This window comes from Nonomuraea sp. NPDC003560, assembly GCF_042878785.1.
Classification (GTDB): domain Bacteria; phylum Actinomycetota; class Actinomycetes; order Streptosporangiales; family Streptosporangiaceae; genus Nonomuraea.
Window position 1 is genome coordinate 38,200 of record NZ_JBIAOF010000003.1, and the last position, 15,971, is coordinate 54,170.

The 15,971-nt window shown below is 71.7% G+C and carries 12 protein-coding genes; 2 read left to right on the plus strand and 10 right to left on the minus strand.

Translation table 11 applies throughout. From position 1 onward, the window contains the following. Nucleotides 1–2: 2 nt before the first annotated feature. Entirely contained in the window at nucleotides 3–2,981 is a 2,979-nt protein-coding gene (locus ACFYUV_RS11020; RefSeq protein ID WP_387667580.1) for a BTAD domain-containing putative transcriptional regulator, read from the plus strand. Between the two features lie 35 nt (nucleotides 2,982–3,016). Then, nucleotides 3,017–4,519 (plus strand): MFS transporter, encoded by a 1,503-nt coding sequence (locus tag ACFYUV_RS11025; RefSeq protein ID WP_387667583.1) that lies wholly within the window; start codon nucleotides 3,017–3,019, stop codon nucleotides 4,517–4,519. On the opposite strand, the gene ACFYUV_RS11030 is transcribed toward ACFYUV_RS11025, so the two are convergent. The 10 genes from ACFYUV_RS11030 to ACFYUV_RS11075 all read right to left on the minus strand — a co-directional run bounded on the left by ACFYUV_RS11030 (nucleotide 4,488) and on the right by ACFYUV_RS11075 (nucleotide 15,869). Next, nucleotides 4,488–5,726 (minus strand): MFS transporter, encoded by a 1,239-nt coding sequence (locus ACFYUV_RS11030; protein ID WP_387667586.1) that lies wholly within the window; start codon nucleotides 5,724–5,726, stop codon nucleotides 4,488–4,490. The two genes, ACFYUV_RS11025 and ACFYUV_RS11030, sit on opposite strands and share 32 nt — an antisense overlap. Before the next feature lie 229 nt (nucleotides 5,727–5,955). After that, nucleotides 5,956–6,858 carry a serine hydrolase gene (locus ACFYUV_RS11035; protein WP_387667588.1) on the minus strand — a complete coding sequence of 301 codons (903 nt, stop codon included), beginning with the start codon at nucleotides 6,856–6,858 and terminating at the stop codon, nucleotides 5,956–5,958. A gap of 80 nt (nucleotides 6,859–6,938) precedes the next feature. Continuing rightward, the gene (locus tag ACFYUV_RS11040) at nucleotides 6,939–7,883 is read right to left on the minus strand and encodes a zinc-binding dehydrogenase (protein WP_358283824.1); all 945 of its coding nucleotides are present in this window, start codon (nucleotides 7,881–7,883) and stop codon (nucleotides 6,939–6,941) included. Between the two features lie 39 nt (nucleotides 7,884–7,922). Beyond that, nucleotides 7,923–8,816, minus strand: a complete 894-nt coding sequence (locus ACFYUV_RS11045) for an alpha/beta hydrolase (RefSeq protein ID WP_387667590.1) — start codon at nucleotides 8,814–8,816, stop codon at nucleotides 7,923–7,925. A gap of 60 nt (nucleotides 8,817–8,876) precedes the next feature. Beyond that, nucleotides 8,877–10,271, minus strand: a complete 1,395-nt coding sequence (locus tag ACFYUV_RS11050) for an FAD-dependent oxidoreductase (protein WP_358283821.1) — start codon at nucleotides 10,269–10,271, stop codon at nucleotides 8,877–8,879. 176 nt (nucleotides 10,272–10,447) lie between these two features. Further along, nucleotides 10,448–11,242, minus strand: coding sequence for an ABC transporter permease (locus tag ACFYUV_RS11055; RefSeq protein ID WP_357984262.1), 795 nt, complete (start codon nucleotides 11,240–11,242; stop codon nucleotides 10,448–10,450). A gap of 14 nt (nucleotides 11,243–11,256) precedes the next feature. Then, nucleotides 11,257–12,108: an ABC transporter permease gene (locus ACFYUV_RS11060; protein ID WP_358283817.1), complete on the minus strand. Its 852-nt coding sequence runs from the start codon at nucleotides 12,106–12,108 to the stop codon at nucleotides 11,257–11,259. Between the two features lie 2 nt (nucleotides 12,109–12,110). After that, nucleotides 12,111–13,304 carry a spermidine/putrescine ABC transporter substrate-binding protein gene (locus tag ACFYUV_RS11065; RefSeq protein WP_387667594.1) on the minus strand — a complete coding sequence of 398 codons (1,194 nt, stop codon included), beginning with the start codon at nucleotides 13,302–13,304 and terminating at the stop codon, nucleotides 12,111–12,113. 48 nt (nucleotides 13,305–13,352) lie between these two features. Then, nucleotides 13,353–14,420, minus strand: a complete 1,068-nt coding sequence (locus ACFYUV_RS11070) for an ABC transporter ATP-binding protein (protein WP_387667597.1) — start codon at nucleotides 14,418–14,420, stop codon at nucleotides 13,353–13,355. A 15-nt stretch (nucleotides 14,421–14,435) separates the two neighbouring features. Beyond that, nucleotides 14,436–15,869 (minus strand): gamma-aminobutyraldehyde dehydrogenase, encoded by a 1,434-nt coding sequence (locus ACFYUV_RS11075; RefSeq protein ID WP_387667599.1) that lies wholly within the window; start codon nucleotides 15,867–15,869, stop codon nucleotides 14,436–14,438. Nucleotides 15,870–15,971 lie beyond the last annotated feature (102 nt).

A 15,971-nucleotide genomic window follows, 5' to 3' on the forward strand; every position in this document is an offset into this window, starting at 1 on the left:
GCATGCGCTTCGAGATCCTCGGACCCACCAGCGTGCTGGACGAGGACGGCGCGCCGGTGGCGCTCGGCGGGCCGCGGGTGCGCGCCCTGCTCACCCTGCTGGCCCTGAACGCCGGCCGCGTCGTCGGCGCCGGACAGCTCGTGGACGACCTCTACGGCCCCCACCCGCCGGACGGCGTGGCCAACGCGCTGCAGTCCCAGGTGTCCAGGCTGCGCCGGGCGCTCGGCCGGGACCTGGTCGAGTTCCACCCGGCGGGCTACCGGCTGGTCGCCGACCCGCACGACGTGGACGCGCGCCGCTTCGAGCTCCTGGCCGTGGACGGGCGGCGGGCGCTGGCCGCCGGGGACGCCGGGCGGGCGGCGGCGCTGCTCTCCGAGGCGCTGGAGTTGTGGCGGGGCGCGCCGCTCGCCGACGCGCCGCACGCGGTGTCCGCCGCGGCCGGGCTGGAGGAGCTGCGGCTGGCGGCCGTCGAGGACCGCCTCCAGGCCGACCTGGCGCTCGGGCGGCACCGCGACCTGGTCGCCGAGCTGCGCCGGCTCACCGCCGCCCATCCGCTGCGCGAGCGCCTGCGCGCCCAGCTCATGCGCGCCCTGTACGGCAGCGGCCGGCAGGCCGAGGCGCTGGCCGCCTACGACGAGGCGCGGCGGCTGCTCGACCGGGAGCTGGGCATCGAGCCGGGCGCCGAGCTGGCCGCCGCGCACCTCGCCGTCCTGCGCGCCGACCCGTCCCTCACCCCGCAGATCACCGCACCGAACCCCCCGCTGAGCACCGCGCCGAACCCCCCGCTCAGCACCGCACCGAACCCCCCGCTGAGCACCGCGCCGAACGCTGCGCCGGCCTCCGCACCGGCTGCCGCGCCGATCCAGCCGCCGGTTCCCTCGTCCCTTCCCGCGCCCGGAGGGCCTGCCGGGTCGTCGCGCGGGGGGTTCAAGCAGGGGTTGCGGGCGCAGCTGACCAGTTTCGTGGGCCGGGCGGAGGAGCTGGCGCAGGTGGGCGCGCGGCTGCGGGACAGCAGGCTCGTCACGCTGATCGGCCCCGGCGGCGCGGGCAAGACCAGGCTGGCGCAGGAGGCTGCCGCCCAGGAGCCGGGCGACGTGTGCTTCGTGCCCCTCGCCCACGTGGCGGGCGCCGCCGGGGTGCCCGGCGCGGTGCTGGTCGCCCTCGACATCCGCGACGCCCTGCTGCCCGCGCCCCAGCGCGCCGCGGTCGGTCCCGTCACCCGGCTGCTCACCGCGCTGGCCGAGCGCGACCTGCTGCTCGTCCTGGACAACTGCGAGCATCTGGTCGCCGCCGTCGCCGAGCTCGCCGACGCGCTGCTGGCCTCCTGCCCGGGGCTGCGGGTGCTGACGACCAGCCGCGAGGCGCTGGGCATCACCGGGGAGTCGATCCTGCCGGTGTCCCCGCTGCGCCTGCCGCCGCCGGAGCCGGACGACCCGCTGGAGTACGCCGCCGTCCGGCTGTTCGCCGACCGGGCCGCCGCCGTGCGTCCGGGGTTCGCCGTGGACGCCGGCAACGCCGCCGACGTGGTGCGCATCTGCCGGGCGCTCGACGGGCTGCCGCTGGCCATCGAGCTGGCCGCGGCCCGCCTCCGCACGCTGTCGGTCGCCGACGTGGCGGCGCGCCTGGACGACCGGTTCCGGCTGCTGACCCGCGGCAGCCGTACGGCGCTGCCCCGGCACCAGACGCTGCGCGCGGTCGTCGCGTGGAGCTGGGACCTGCTGGACGACGCCGAGCAGCGCCTGGCCGCCCGCCTGAGCGTGTTCGTCGGCGGCGCCACGCCCGAGGCGGCCGAGCGGGTGTGCGGGCTGCCGGAGGAGGTGCTGTTCTCGCTGGCGGAGAAGTCGCTGGTGGAGTACGTCGGCGGCCGGTACCGCATGCTCGACACGATCCGGGCGTTCTGCGCGGAACGCCTGGCCGAGTCCGGCGAGACCGCCGCGACCAGGGACGCGCACACCGCCTACTACCTCGACCTCGTCCTGACCGCCGACCCGCTGCTGCGGACCGCCGACCAGCTCACCTGGCTGGCCCGCCTCGACCAGGAGAGCGACGACCTCGAAGCCGCCGTGCGCTGGACGACCGCGTCCGGGCAGCCGGAGACCGGCCTGCGGCTGCTGGCGCACAGCGCCTGCTACTGGTGGATGCGCGGCCACCGCGGCGTCATCGCCGGGCTGGCCGCCGCGCTGCTGGCCAGGATCGGCGACGCCCGCCCCGCAGGCATGGAGGAGGAGTACGTCATGTGCCTGCTCGTCACCGCCTGGACGGGCGTGGCCGACGACGTCGTGCGCGAGCGGCTGGCCGAGGTGCGCGAGCTGCTGCCGATCACCCATCTGCCGGAGCGGGTGGAGTTCCTGATGATGATGCGGTCGATGTTCACCGGGCCGCCGGGCGACGTCGAGGAGATCTACCACGAGCTGCAGGCCCACACCGAGGGGCTGCCGCCCTGGCAGCGGGCGTTGTCGTACAGCGGCGCGGGGTTCGTGCTGCAGATCCTCGGGCGGGTCGAGGAGTCGCTGGCCGCCTTCCGGCGCGCCCTGGCCGCCTTCCGGGGCATCGGCGAGCGCTGGGGGGCAGTGCTGGTGCTGTCGGGCCTCGGCGAGCTGGCCTCCCGCGAGGGCGACTACGCGGCCTCGTACGCGCTGTCGGACGAGGCGCTGACGCTGGCCCGCGAGCTCGACGCGCGGGCGGAGATGGCCGAGGCCCTGTGCCGGCGCGGCGACGCGCTGCTCGGCATGGGCGAGCCGCTGGGCGGGCGGGCCGACTACGAGGAGGCGGCCGAGCTGGCCCGTCGCGTGGGTTCCATGGACATGCTGGCGTGGGCGCACCTCGGGATGGCCGAGGTGGCGCTGATCGGCGGCGAGCGCGACGCCGCGCTGTCCCTGCTGGCCCAGGCCCGCGCGGAGTGCCCCGACGACTGGTACAGCACCGAGGACATCCGCAACCGCATCGACGAGGCCCTCGGCCGGGCGGTCAGCGAACGGTAGGCGGCCCGTCAGCCGTCCTCGCCACCGTGGACGGCATGACGCGAAAATGGGCCTGTCTGGCCATCGCCTGCCTGGCGACGCTGCTGCTCTCGGTCGATCTCACCGTGCTGCACCTGGCGCTCCCCCGGCTGGTCGCCGACCTCGGTGCGAGCTCGACGCAACTGCTCTGGATCGGCGACATGTACGGGTTCGCCCTGGCCGGACTCCTCGTCACCATGGGCAACCTCGGGGACCGCGTGGGCCGCAAGCGGCTGCTGCTGATCGGCGCGGCCGGCTTCGGCGCCGCCTCGGTGGTGACCGCCTACGCCCCGAACCCCGAGCTGCTGATCGCCGCCAGGACGCTGCTGGGCCTGGCGGGCGCGATGATCATGCCGTCCACGCTCTCGATCGTCAGGAACGTCTTCGCCGACCCGCGTGAGCGGACCGCGGCCATCGGGATCTGGAGCGGGATGAGCGCGGCCGGGTTCGCGCTGGGGCCGGTCGTCGGCGGCGTGCTGCTGGACCACTTCTGGTGGGGGTCGGTGTTCCTGATCAACGTGCCGATCATGGCGTTGGTGCTGGTCTGCGGGTTCCTGGTGCTGCCGGAGTCGCGCGGCCCCGCCGGGCGGGTGGACGGGCCCAGCGTGGTGCTGTCCTTCGCCGGTGTCGTGACGGCCGTCTACGCGGTCAAGGAGGCCGCCCACCAGGGCCTGGCGCACGCCGACGTGCTGGGGACGGCCGTGGTGGGCGCGGTGTGCCTGGTGCTGTTCGTCCGGCGGCAGGGCCGGCTGGCCACGCCGCTGATCGACGTACGGCTGTTCCGGCGGCGGGCCTTCAGCGCGTCCGTGGGCACGAACCTGCTGGCGATCTTCGCGTTGTCAGCCATGAACCTGCTGTTCGCCTGGTACCTGCAGCTCGTCCTGGGGTGGACCCCGCTCCAGGCCGGGCTGGCGCAGCTGCCCGGCGGTCTCAGCGGCGCGGTGGGCGGGGTGCTCGCGGCCCGGCTCATCGGCCGGCTCGGCAGGAACGGCGTGGTCGCGCTCGGCCTGGCGCTGAACGCCGGCGCGTTCGTCCGGTACGCCATGCTCGGCACCGAGCTGGACTATCTCACCCTGCTGCCGGTGATGATGATCGGCGGGCTGGGGGTCGGGCTCACCTTCACCGTGAACAACGACAACATCCTGGCCACCGCGCCCAAGGAGCGGGCGGGGGCGGCGGCCGCGGTGTCGGAGACGGCGTTCGAGCTGGGCGGGGCGCTGGGCATCGCGGTCCTGGGCACGGTGCTCAACAGCGTCTACCGCGCGAACCTGCTGGTGCCCGCGGGGGTGCCCGGCAAGGCGGCGCGGGAGTCGATCGCCGGGGCCACCGCCACGGCGGCGGAGCTGCCCCCGCAGGCGGCCGGGGAGCTGATGCGCGCGGCACGCACGGCGTTCGTGTCGGGGATGCAGGTGACGACGCTGGTCACGGCGGTCCTGCTGGCCGTGGTCGCGGTGTTCGCGCTGGCCTGGCTGCGCGGCGTGCCGAAGGTCATCCAGGAAGAGCAGCCGGTCCCTCGGTGAGCGACGGGGTCTCTTCCGCGGGCCCGGCGGGCAGCGGGCGCAGGCTGCGCACCCTGGCCAGCACGAGCAGCGCGGCCACGCCCGTCGCCGCCGGCGCGACGACGAACGCCAGGGACGCGCCGAAATGGTCCACGAGCTGCCCGGCGACCGACGACCCGGCCGCGATGCCGAGGGCGATGCCGCCGTTCAGCCAGGTGAACGCCTCGGTGCGGACCTCCGCCGCGACCAGGCCCTCGACCAGGGTGTAGCCGGTGATCACCACGGGGGCGATCACCAGGCCGGCCAGGGCGGCGGCGACGTACATGTGGGGGACGGCTCCGGCCGGCGTGAACGCGCTGGTCGCGACCGCGAGCAGGGCCAGTCCGGCGACCAGCCGGGCGCGGGCGGACGACCGCCAGCGGACAGCGCCGTACAGCAGGCCGCCGAGCATGCTGGCGCCGGAGAAGACGCCGTAGACGGGTCCGGCGGCGGCGGGCGCGTGCAGGGCGGTGGTGAGCGAGGTGACGCCGACCTGGAGGCTGCCGAAGACCGACCCCATGGCCAGGAAGGCGGCGGCCAGCAGCGCCACGCCGCGCCGCCGCAGCACGCCCTTGGAGGCGGCGATCCTGACCGGCACCGGCACGGGCGCGCCCGTCCGGACGGCGGCGAAGACGACCGTGCCCACCAGGATCAGCACCAGCCCGCCGAGCAGCGCGACCACCGGCGAGTACGCCGTGGACAGCCCCACCAGCAGCACCGGGGCCAGCGTGAACGTCAGCTCGTCGGTGATCGACTCGACCGCGAACGCCGTGTTCAGCCTGCCGGTGCCGCCGAGCCGGTGCGCCCAGCGGGCCCGGACCATCGAGCCGACCTGCGGTCCTGACGCGCCGACGAGGGCGGCCATGGCGACCAGCGGCGCGAGATGGGCGTGCGCGGCGGCCAGGGCCAGCAGGCCGCCCATGGCCAGGGCGTGCAGGGCCACCTGCGGGAGCAGCACGCGGGCCTGGCCGTACCGGTCGGCCAGGCGGCCCGTCTGGGGGCCGATGAGGGCCTGGCAGACGGCGGAGGCGGCGGCGGTGATCCCGGCCGCGCCGTAGGAGCCGGTGGACCACTGGACCAGCAGCAGGATGCCCATCTGGGTCATCGCGAACGGCACCCGGGCCAGCAGCGCGGGCACGAGGAACCGCCAGGCGCCGGGGGTGGCCAGCACGTCGAGGTAGGACTTCAAGGGTCTCCGTCCAGATCATGACGGAGTCCTCCCCCGGGGGAGCGCACCGTCGGAGGTGGGCTTCGACCGGGGTAGATACCGGCGGGTGCCGGCCGCCGAGCGGTCAATCAGTCACTTCAGTCAAACGCGACGAGAGCCGATCCTATTGCAGGAAACGGGCGACTTATTTCATTTGTCGTTGACTTCAACTCCGGGATGCCGGAGGTCTTGGGGGTCGGGAGGGGCGGCGTCAGGGGCCCGGGTTCCTCGGGCAGGACCGGATCATCGTCGGCGACAGCTCGTCGAGGCGGGAGCCGATCATCCTGGCCACCCCCTCGATGGTCTCGATGCCCGCCCCCTCCCCCGGCTGCTCGTCGGTCTGCACCGCCAGCAGCAGGTCGCGCCCCGGCCCGACGACGCGGCCGTAGCTGGTCACCGCCCAGGTGTTGTGGATGAACGGGCGTGGCGTCCAGCCGTTCTTCAACGCCACCCGGTCCACCGGGCGGGCGGCCGCGCTGACGCCCCACGACTGGTCCTTGACCACGCGTCCCATCAGGCCGAGCACGAGGTCGCGGTCGCGGCCGGACAGGCCCTCGCCGCCCTCCACCAGCACCTGGAGCAGGCGGATGCGGTCGGCGGGGCTGGTGTTGGTGCCGCCCCAGAAGACGCCGGGCCCGGGGACGGTCTCGGTCAGGCCCATGCGCCGGTAGAACTCGCCCATCGCGCCGCCGACCCGGCCCCACAACGCGTCCGCGGCGCCGTTGTCGCTCTCGGTGATCATGCGCTCGGCCAGGTCGCGTTCCTCCTCGCCCAGGCCGCCGCGGCCGAGCACGAGCGCCGTCAGGATGTCCACCTTGACGCCGCTGGCGGTGATCATGTCGTGCTGGTGCTCGCCGCGGCCCAGGGTGATGCCGCTGTCGCGCTCCAGCATGCTGTAGGCGACCCGTCCCGGGCGTCTGGACAGGTACTGCTCGATGTCGTGCTCAAGCCGGTCGCGGGCCGCCCTCCCAGCCCTCTTGTCCTGAAATTTCAGGACGCATCGGCCGACCGTCACCGGCGCCTTCCGCACGCCGGGCACCTCGGGCAGCCGTCCGGCCGCACACCCGGCCGCGAGCCCCCAGACCACCACGACGGCCAGCCATCTCCACCACACCCGCAAACCCCCGCGATCGTCACGTCTCGGGGGTTTTGATCACCTTCTGCCCAGTGGCGTCAATGGTCACACCCTGCACGTCAGGGCAGGAGCACCACTTTTCCGACAGTTCGCCGTCCGGCCAGGTCGGCCACGGCCCGGCCGGCCTCCGCCAGCGGGTACTCGCCGCCCACCAGCGGCCTCAGCCGCCCGGCCGCGGTCAGCGCGAGCAGCTCGCCCAGCGGGGGTCCGACCATCTCCCGCCGCCCCCGCAGCGGACGCAGCCAGAACCCGAGGACGGCGAGGTTGCCCGCGGTCAGCCGCGCGACCTCGACCGGCGCGGCCTGCTCCCCCGACGACGACCCGTAGCTCACCAGCCGCCCGAAGGGGGCCAGCACGGTCAGCGCCGCGTCGAAGACCGCGCCGCCCACGGCGTCGAGCACGACGTCCACCGGCCGGTCGCCGTTGGCCTCGATGACGCGCTCGGCGTACCCGTCGGCCGCGCCGTCCACGGCGGCGTCCGCGCCGAGGTCGAGGGCGAGCGAGCGTTTGTCCTCGCTGGAGGCGGTGGCGATCACGCGTCCGGCCCCGAACACCTTGGCGAGCTGCACGGCCAGGCTGCCGACGCCGCCCGCGCCGGAGTGGACGACCACGCTCTCGCCCTCCCTGAGCCGCGCCGACGAGCGCAGCAGGTGCCAGGCGGTGAGCCCCTGGACGAGCAGCGCCAGCGCCTCCCCGGCCCGCAGCGAGCCGGGCACGACCACGACGTCGCCCTCGTCCAGGACGGCCCTGGAGGCGTAGCCGTTGGCGGTGAAGCCCATCACCCGCCGCCCCCGGGGATCGAGCCCGACGACCTCGCTGCCGGGGATGTGCGGCAGGCGGTCGGGGGCGGAGTAGTGGCCGGAGATCTGCCGCACGTCGGCGAAGTTCAGCCCCGCCGCCTCGACGTCGACCAGCACCTGGCCCGGCCCCACCACCGGATCGGGCACCTCGGCCTCTTCGAGCACCTCCGGGCCGCCGAAGCGGGTGAACTGGATGGCACGCATGAATCCCCCCATTCCGCGCGATACCCCCCAGCGTAGACGTCAGGCTCCGGAGCCTCCCGGCCGGAGGTGCTCGGCGAGGAAGTCCGCGGTGGCGTCCACGGCCTGCGACACGTACGGCTCGCGGTCGTAGAGGTCGATGTGCTGCTTGGCGTCCACCCAGACGAGCCTCTTGGGCTGGTCGAGCCGCCTGAACGCCTCCTCGGCCCCCTCCGGCGGGCAGAACCTGTCGATCACGCCGTGCACGATCAGGGCGGGCTTCGGCGACAGGAAGTCGGCGCCCATCATGTTGTCCATGGTGATCAGCTCGCGCAGCCCGGCCCGGGTCACCGCGTTCCGCCAGGAGGCGGAGGCCCCGCGCTCGGTGCCGTAGTAGGCGAACGGCTCGTCGCCCGGCATCGCGGCCTCGCCCTCCTCGGCCACGGCGGGCAGGCACTCGACCGGGCCGCCCCGGTCCTGCCGCTCCAGCACGCCGGCGAACCCGGCCAGCGCCGCCTGGTAGTCCATGCCGGACCGCATCGTGTACGGGTTGTTGTAGGCCCCGGCGATGCCCGCGAACGCCCGTACGCGCGGGTCGAAGGCGGCGAACCTCAGCGCGTACCCGGCGCCCAGGCAGATGCCGACCGCGCCGATCAGGTCGCCGTCCACCTCGGGGCGCGACCGCAGCAGCGACACCGCCGCCCGCAGGTCGGCCAGCTTGCCCTGGGGATCCTCGTGCCCGCGCGGCTCGCCGCCGGACTCGCCCCAGTTGCGGTGGTCGAAGGACAGCGTCACGTAGCCGCGCCGGGCCAGCCGTTCGGCGTACAGGCCGGTGACCTGGTCGCGCACCCCGGTGAACGGCCCGGTGAGCACCAGCCCCGGCCAGGGGCCCGTGCCCTCGGGCGTCCGCAGGTCACCGGTCAGGCGCACGCCGTCGGCGGCGAACTCGACTTTCATGGTGACAAGTGTGCGCCAGGCCCGCCGCGGGCGGGCCCGGCGCCCCCTCGGAACACCGGATCAGGAGTCGAACCCGAGGCCCATCCTGTCGAGCGTGCGCAGCCACAGGTTGCGCTTGCCCTGATGCTGGTCGGCCTGGGCGATCGACCACCGGGTGAACTGGATCACCCCCGACCGGACCGGCTCGGGCGGGAACGGCACCGGCTTCTCCTTGACCATCCGCAGCTCGGTCCGCTCGGTGGCCTCCCCCGACAGCAGGTCGAGCATCACGTTGGCGCCGAACCTGGTGGCCCCGACGCCCATGCCGGTGTAGCCCACGGCGTAGGCCAGCCGGCCGCCGTGCGCCGTGCCGTAGAAGGCGCTGAAGCGGCTGCAGGTGTCGATGACGCCGCCCCAGCGGTGCGTGAAGCGCACCTGGGAGAGCTGCGGGAACGTGGTGGCGAAGTGCTCGGCCAGCTTGACGAACGTCTCGTCGCGCTGCTCGTACTCCGGCTTGACCAGGCCGCCGTTGTAGTAGACCGCGTCGTAGCCGCCCCACAGGATGCGGTTGTCGTCGGTGAGCCGGTAGTAGTGGAACTGGTTGCCCGAGTCTCCGACGCCCTGCCGGTTGTGCCAGCCCACCTCGGCGAGCTGGGCCGCGCTCAGCGGCTCGGTCATCAGGGCGTAGTCGTACACCGGGACGACGAAGTGCTTGAGCCTGCGCAGCAGGGGCGGGAAGACCCCCGTGCCCAGCGCCACCCGGCGGCCCACGACCGACCCGTACGGGGTGCGCAGGGTGATCGTCGTGCCGTCGTCACGCAGTGAACGCACCGGGCTGCGCTCGAAGACCCGTACGCCGAGCCGCAGGCACGCCTCGCGCAATCCCCAGGCCAGCCGCGCCGGGTCCAGCATGGCGCAGCCGCTGCGTTCCCACAGGCCGCCCAGGTAGGTCGGCGAGTTGACCTCGGCCCGCACCTGCCGCTCGTCCATCGGCACGTAGTCGAGGCCGAGCTCGGAGATCAGGTCCAGGTGTTCGCCCAGCGAGTCGAGCTGCCACGGCTCGGTGGCCACGTGCAGCTCTCCGGTGCGCTCGAAGGAGCAGTCGATGCCGTGCCGCTCCAGCGTGCGCTCGATCTCGTCGAGGTTGTCCACGCCCATGCGTTCGAGGCGGCCGATGTCCTCCGGCCACCGTTCCAGGCCGTTGGCCAGGCCATGGGTGAGGGTCGCCATGCAGAACCCGCCGTTGCGGCCGGTCGCCGCCCAGCCGATCCTGCGCCCTTCGAGCAGGACCACGTCCAGCGAAGGGTCACGTTCCTTGGCCATCAGGGCGGTCCAGAGCCCCGAGAAGCCTCCGCCGACGACGACCAGGTCGGCGTCGGTGTTTCCGATGAGCCGCGCGCGCGGCTCGGGTCTGGCCGGGCTGTCCAGCCAGTACGGCTTGCGCTCCGCGTCAGCCAGCGCCTTCAGCGGATCCACAAATCCCACTTCCCTACGAAAGTCTTAGTTGTTCTTTGTTGATTGCGGGATCCAAAAGCATGATGTGATCACGCGCGGGTTCCCCCCGCCGAAATCCGATCTCGCCTCCCTGTTCTTGGTCGGAATACACCAATCCCCCCGCCGGATCGCGGGGGGAAAGCCTGTTGGAGCAGATCCTAGGCGCGGCGTCTGGCGGCCACGGCGTTCGCCACGGCGATCAGCACACCGATCCCGAAGATGAGCGTACCCATCACGTTGACCTGCGGCGGAATGCCGGTCTTCACCGCACCCACGATCCACAGGGGGAAGGTGACGGTCGAGCCGTTGACGAAGCTCGTCACCACGTAGTCGTCGATCGACAGCGCGAAGGAGAGCATCGCGCCCGCGAGCACGCCCGGCATGATCGAGGGCAGCGTCACCTGCCGGAACGTGCCCCAGGCGGTCGCGCCGAGGTCCTTGGCCGCCTCCTCCAGCGACGGGTCGAGCGTGATGACCCGCGCCCTGACCGTCACCACGACGAAGGAGAGCGAGAACAGCACGTGCGCGACGATGATCGTGTTGCCGTCGCGCGGCACGTTGCCCGAGACGAACAGCGACAGCAGCGAGGCCCCCATCACCAGCTCCGGTGTGGAGATGGCGGCGAAGACCAGGAAGTTCGTGGCGCCGAGGCCGCGGAAGCGGTGCCGGCCGACGGCCAGGCCCAGCATCGTCCCGATGACGACCGTGATCACGGTGCTGGCCAGGGCGATCACGATGGAGTTGCGCAGCGCCGTGGTCAGGTCGGAGATCTCGAAGAGCTCGCCGTACCACTTGAGGGTGAAGCCCTGCCAGCTCGTGTTCGACTTGCTCTTCTTGTCGTTGAAGCCGAACAGGATCATGACGGCGATCGGCGACGACAGCCACAGGATGATCAGCCAGGTGTAGACGTGCAGCAGGCGGTCGCCGAACCTGCCCCGCGTGCCCCTGCTCATTGCTCGCTCACCGCTCATCGCGCCGCCGCCTCCAGGACGTTCTCGGTGCCGAGCGCGCGGGCGTAGACGAAGATGCCCACCAGCAGGATCGCCATCAGCGTGAACGACAGCGCCGAGGCGGTCGGGTAGTCGAGGTTGGTCAGGTACTCGGTCTGGATGATGTTGCCGATCATGGTGTTGGCCGTGCCGCCGAGGATCTGCGCGTTGACCGGGTCGGCCGTCGCGGGCACGAACGTCATCAGCACGCCGGCGAAGACGCCGGGCAGCGACAGCGGCAGCACCACCCGGCGGAAGGCCCCGGCGCGGGTGGCGTACAGGTCCTGGGCCGCCTCCACCACCCGCGGGTCCACCCGCTCCAGGGCCACGTAGATCGGCAGGATCATGAACGGCAGGAAGTTGTAGGTGAGCCCGCCCACCACGGCCACGGTCGTGGCCAGCACGTGGAAGCCCTCCGGCAGCAGCCCCCAGCCCTTCAGCGTCCCGAACAGGATGCCGTTGTCGGCCAGCAGGAAGTTCCACGAGATCGTCCGCAGCACGAACGAGACGAAGAACGGCAGCAGCAGCAGGAACAGGTACACCGACTTGCGGCTGCCGCCCTTGAAGGCGATCCAGTACGCCACCGGGTACCCGATCACCAGCATGGCCACCGTGGCCAGGCCGCCGTACAGGAGCGAGCGCAGCAGCTGGTCGCTGTACCTGCCGAGCGCGTCGGCGTAGTTGGAGAAGCTGAACGTCATCGCGTAGCCGTCGATGGCGTTGCCCGTCTGGAGCGAGACCGACGCCATCGCCACCATGGGCACGACCAGGAAGATCGCCAGCCACAGCCAGCTCGGCAGGGCGAGCAGGTAGGGGGTGAGCCGTTTCATGGCTATGCCTGGGTGATCGACTGGAAGATGGAGTTGAACACCTGCTCCTGCTGGGTGGTCAGCGTGGTGTAGGTGCGCAGCTTGGCGTAGTCGGCCTCCGAGGGGAACATGAGCGGGCTGTCCACCATGTCCTCCAGGGCTTTCTTGTCCTCGCCCTTGGCCGTCGTGGCCTTCTCGCGCAGGAGGTCCTGCACGGCCGGGATCGGGGTGACGAACTGGATGAACTCATCCAGGTCGGCGGCCACCGCGGGCTGGTACAGGTAGTCCATGAGGGTGAGCGCGTCCACGGGGTTGGCCGCGCCCTTGGGGATGAGCATGTTGTCGGTCCAGATCGTGCCACCCTCCGCCGGCACCACGAACTTGACCGGCTCGCCGGCGAGCTGCCGCTGGAAGATGTCGCCCGACCAGGCCATGCTCAGCCAGACGTCGCCCTTGGAGACCGCGTCGATGTAGCTCTGGTCGTAATATTTCCGGACGATTCCCGCGTCGCGCTGCTGCTTGAGCTTCTCCCCGGCCTTCTTCCAGTCGGCCTCGGTCGACTTCTCCGGATCGACGCCCAGCGCGAACATCGCGAAGTTGCCGATCTCCTGCGCGTCGGCCATCATCCCGACCCGGCCCTTGTACTTGGGGTCGAACAGGGACTCGATGCTGGTGATGTCGTCCTTGACGTACTTGGTGTTGTACGCGATGCCGGTCACGCCCGAGGTGTAGGGCATCGTGTACTGGTTGCCCGGGTCGTAGGCGCGCTCCTTGTACTTGTCACCGGCGTTGGCCAGGAAGTTCGGCATCCGGCTGTGGTCGAGCGGCACGATGTAGCCGAGCTCGACCATGTGCTGGAGCTGCACGCCGTTGGTCATCACGACGATGTCGTAGCCGAGCGACTGGCCGGCGCGGAGCACGGGGTCGGCCTTGCCGAAGAACTCCGCGTTCTCCTGGATGACCTCCTTGTACTCCACGGAGATCCCGGTGGTCTGGGTGAACTTCTTCAGCGGGGCCTGGTCCTCGGGCATGTACTCGGGCCAGTTGGCGAAGACGAGCTTGCCGTGCTTGCTCTGCTTGGACCAGTAGTCCTGGACGGCGTCGGCCTTCGGAGGGGCGGCCTTCTGGCCCTGGACGCCACAGGCGGCGAGCGCGAGGCCGGCGGCGGACAGGCCGGTGACGCGGAAGAAGTCGCGGCGGGTGCGGGGCTGGGTCATGCCCCTCAGGAGGGCGGGGGTGATCTGGCGGGGGTTCATGGGGTGCTATCAACTTCCAATCACATAAGAGTGCTGCGCCTCCCACGACAGCCACACGGAGTCGCCCCGCTCCGCGGTCGCCGTCGCGTCATGCGCGTTCTGCTCGAAAACGGTCATCTCGGCCCCGTCGGCGAGCTGCACCGCGTAGCTGTTATAGGTGCCCAGGTAGACCATCTCCGTGACGGTCCCGGGGACGGCGCTCAGCCCGGGCCCCGGCTCGTCCGCGCAGATCGTGATCTTCTCGGGGCGGACGGTCACCGTCACGTCGCCCTCGTGGCCCGGCACCAGCACCCGGCCGCCGCCGATCGCCAGCACCCCGCCGGTCACCGTCCCGGTGATCAGGTTGGAGGTGCCGATGAACCCCGCCACGAACGCGGTGGCCGGCCGTTCGTAGATCTCCCGCGGGCTCGCCAGTTGCTCGACCAGCCCGTCGTTCATCACGGCGATCCTGTCGCTCATGGTCAGAGCCTCGTTCTGGTCGTGCGTCACGTACACGAACGTGATGCCGACCTCGCGCTGGATGCGCTTGAGCTCGATCTGCATGGCCTGGCGCAGCTTGAGGTCGAGCGCGCCGAGGGGCTCGTCGAGCAGCAGCGCCCGCGGCCGGTTGACCAGCGCGCGGGCCAGCGCCACGCGCTGCTGCTGGCCGCCGGACATCTCGCGCGGCCGGCGCTTCTCCCGGCCGGTCAGGTCGACGATCTCCAGCATCTCGCCGACCCGCCGCCGGATCTCCTCCGGCGGCGTCTTGCGCTGCTTCAGGCCGAACGCCACGTTGTCCCACACGCTCATGTGCGGGAACAGGGCGTAGGACTGGAAGACCATGTTGACGTCGCGCTTGTTCGGCGGGACGTCGGTGACGTCCTTGCCGTGCAGCCTCACGAGCCCTTTGGTGGGCTCCTCGAAGCCGGCGATCATCCTCATGGTCGTGGTCTTGCCGCATCCGGACGGGCCGAGGAGGGAGAAGAACTCCCCCTCGGCGATGTCCAGCGACACACCCTTGACCGCCTGGACGACCTCGCCGTGCGAGAGGTACTCCTTGACGACGTCCTCAAGCTGAATCGCGGATAGCTCGGTCATGTCCAGGGCTCGTCCTTATTCGCCGATGTAGTGCATGACGTGCTTGACCCTGGTGTAGTCGTGCAGACCGAACACCGACAGGTCCTTGCCGTACCCGGAGTGCTTGAAGCCGCCGTGCGGCATCTCCGAGACGAACGGGATGTGCGTGTTGACCCAGACCACGCCGAAGTCGAGACGGTTCGACATGCGCATGGCGCGGCCGTGGTCGGAGGTCCACACCGAGCTGGACAGGCCGTACTTGACGTCGTTGGCCTTGGCCAGCGCGTCGGCCTCGTCGGTGAACGTCTGGACGGTGATGACGGGGCCGAAGACCTCGTTCTGCACCATCTCGTCGTCCTGGCGCAGGCCGTCCACGACGGTCGGGGCGAAGAAATAGCCCTTGTCGCCGACGCGGTTACCGCCGGTGAGCACCTTGGCGTGGCCGGGGACCCGGTCGATGAAGCCCTGGACCCTGGCGAGCTGGTTCTCGTTGTTGAGCGGGCCGTAGAGCGCTTCCTCGTTGCCCAGGTCGCCGGTCACGGTCGCGGCGGCGGCCTCGGTCAGCGCGGCCACGAACTCGTCGTGCACGCTCTCCTGGACGAGCACGCGGCAGGCCGCGGTGCAGTCCTGGCCGGCGTTGTAGAGACCGGCGGTGGCGATGTCGGCGGCGGCCTTGGCGAGGTCCTTGACGTCCTCGAAGACCACGACCGGCGCCTTGCCGCCGAGCTCCAGGTGCACCCGCTTGAGGTCGTCGGCGGCGCTCTTGGCGACCGCCATGCCCGCGCCGACGGACCCGGTGATCGCCACCATGGCGGCGGTCGGGTGGCCCACGACGAGCGCGCCGGTCTCGCGGTCGCCCGTGACGACGTTGAAGACGCCGGGCGGCAGCACCGAGCCGACGATCTCGGCCAGCTTGAGCGTCGAGGCCGGGGTGGTGTCCGACGGCTTGAGGACGATCGTGTTCCCGGCGGCCAGCGCCGGGGCGATCTTCCACACGGCCATCATCATCGGGTAGTTCCAGGGGGTGACCTGGCCGACGACGCCGATGGGCTCGTGCCTGATGACGCTGGTGTGCTCGGCGAGGAACTCCCCGGCCGTGGGCCCCTCCAGGGTGCGCGCGGCGCCGGCGAAGAAGCGGAAGTGGTCGGCCGCCACCGGCGTCTCGTCCTCGGCCATGCGGGCGCGCGGCTTGCCGGTGTTGAGGCACTCGGCCTCGTTGATCTCGTCGGCCCGGGCGTCGATCGCGTCGGCGACCTTGAGCAGCAGGTTCGCCCGCTCACCGGGGGTGGTCCGACCCCACGACTCGAACGCGACGGCCGCCGCGGCGTAGGCCGCGTCGACGTCCTCGACGCCGGAGATCGGGGCCTGAACGTAGGCCTCTCCCGTGCAAGGGTCGATGATGTCGGAGAACCGGCCGCTCTGGGCGTCCACGAACTCACCGTTGATGAAGTTCTGCAGACGGGTGGTCAATGCACGACCTCCTCGTTGAGGTGGCTGAGATGCCGCGACTCTTACAGAGCAGATGCATCTGGACAAGGGATTTCGTGGTGAAGATATCAAATTGCTACGAAT

Coding starts and splice junctions, on each gene's coding strand:
- ACFYUV_RS11020 (WP_387667580.1), top strand. CDS start 3: ATGCGCTTCGAGATCCTCGGACCCACCAGCGTGCTGGACGAGGACGGC.
- ACFYUV_RS11025 (WP_387667583.1), top strand. CDS start 3,017: ATGACGCGAAAATGGGCCTGTCTGGCCATCGCCTGCCTGGCGACGCTG.
- ACFYUV_RS11040 (WP_358283824.1), bottom strand. CDS start 7,883: ATGCGTGCCATCCAGTTCACCCGCTTCGGCGGCCCGGAGGTGCTCGAA.
- ACFYUV_RS11045 (WP_387667590.1), bottom strand. CDS start 8,816: ATGAAAGTCGAGTTCGCCGCCGACGGCGTGCGCCTGACCGGTGACCTG.
- ACFYUV_RS11055 (WP_357984262.1), bottom strand. CDS start 11,242: ATGAGCAGGGGCACGCGGGGCAGGTTCGGCGACCGCCTGCTGCACGTC.
- ACFYUV_RS11060 (WP_358283817.1), bottom strand. CDS start 12,108: ATGAAACGGCTCACCCCCTACCTGCTCGCCCTGCCGAGCTGGCTGTGG.
- ACFYUV_RS11065 (WP_387667594.1), bottom strand. CDS start 13,304: ATGACCCAGCCCCGCACCCGCCGCGACTTCTTCCGCGTCACCGGCCTG.
- ACFYUV_RS11070 (WP_387667597.1), bottom strand. CDS start 14,420: ATGACCGAGCTATCCGCGATTCAGCTTGAGGACGTCGTCAAGGAGTAC.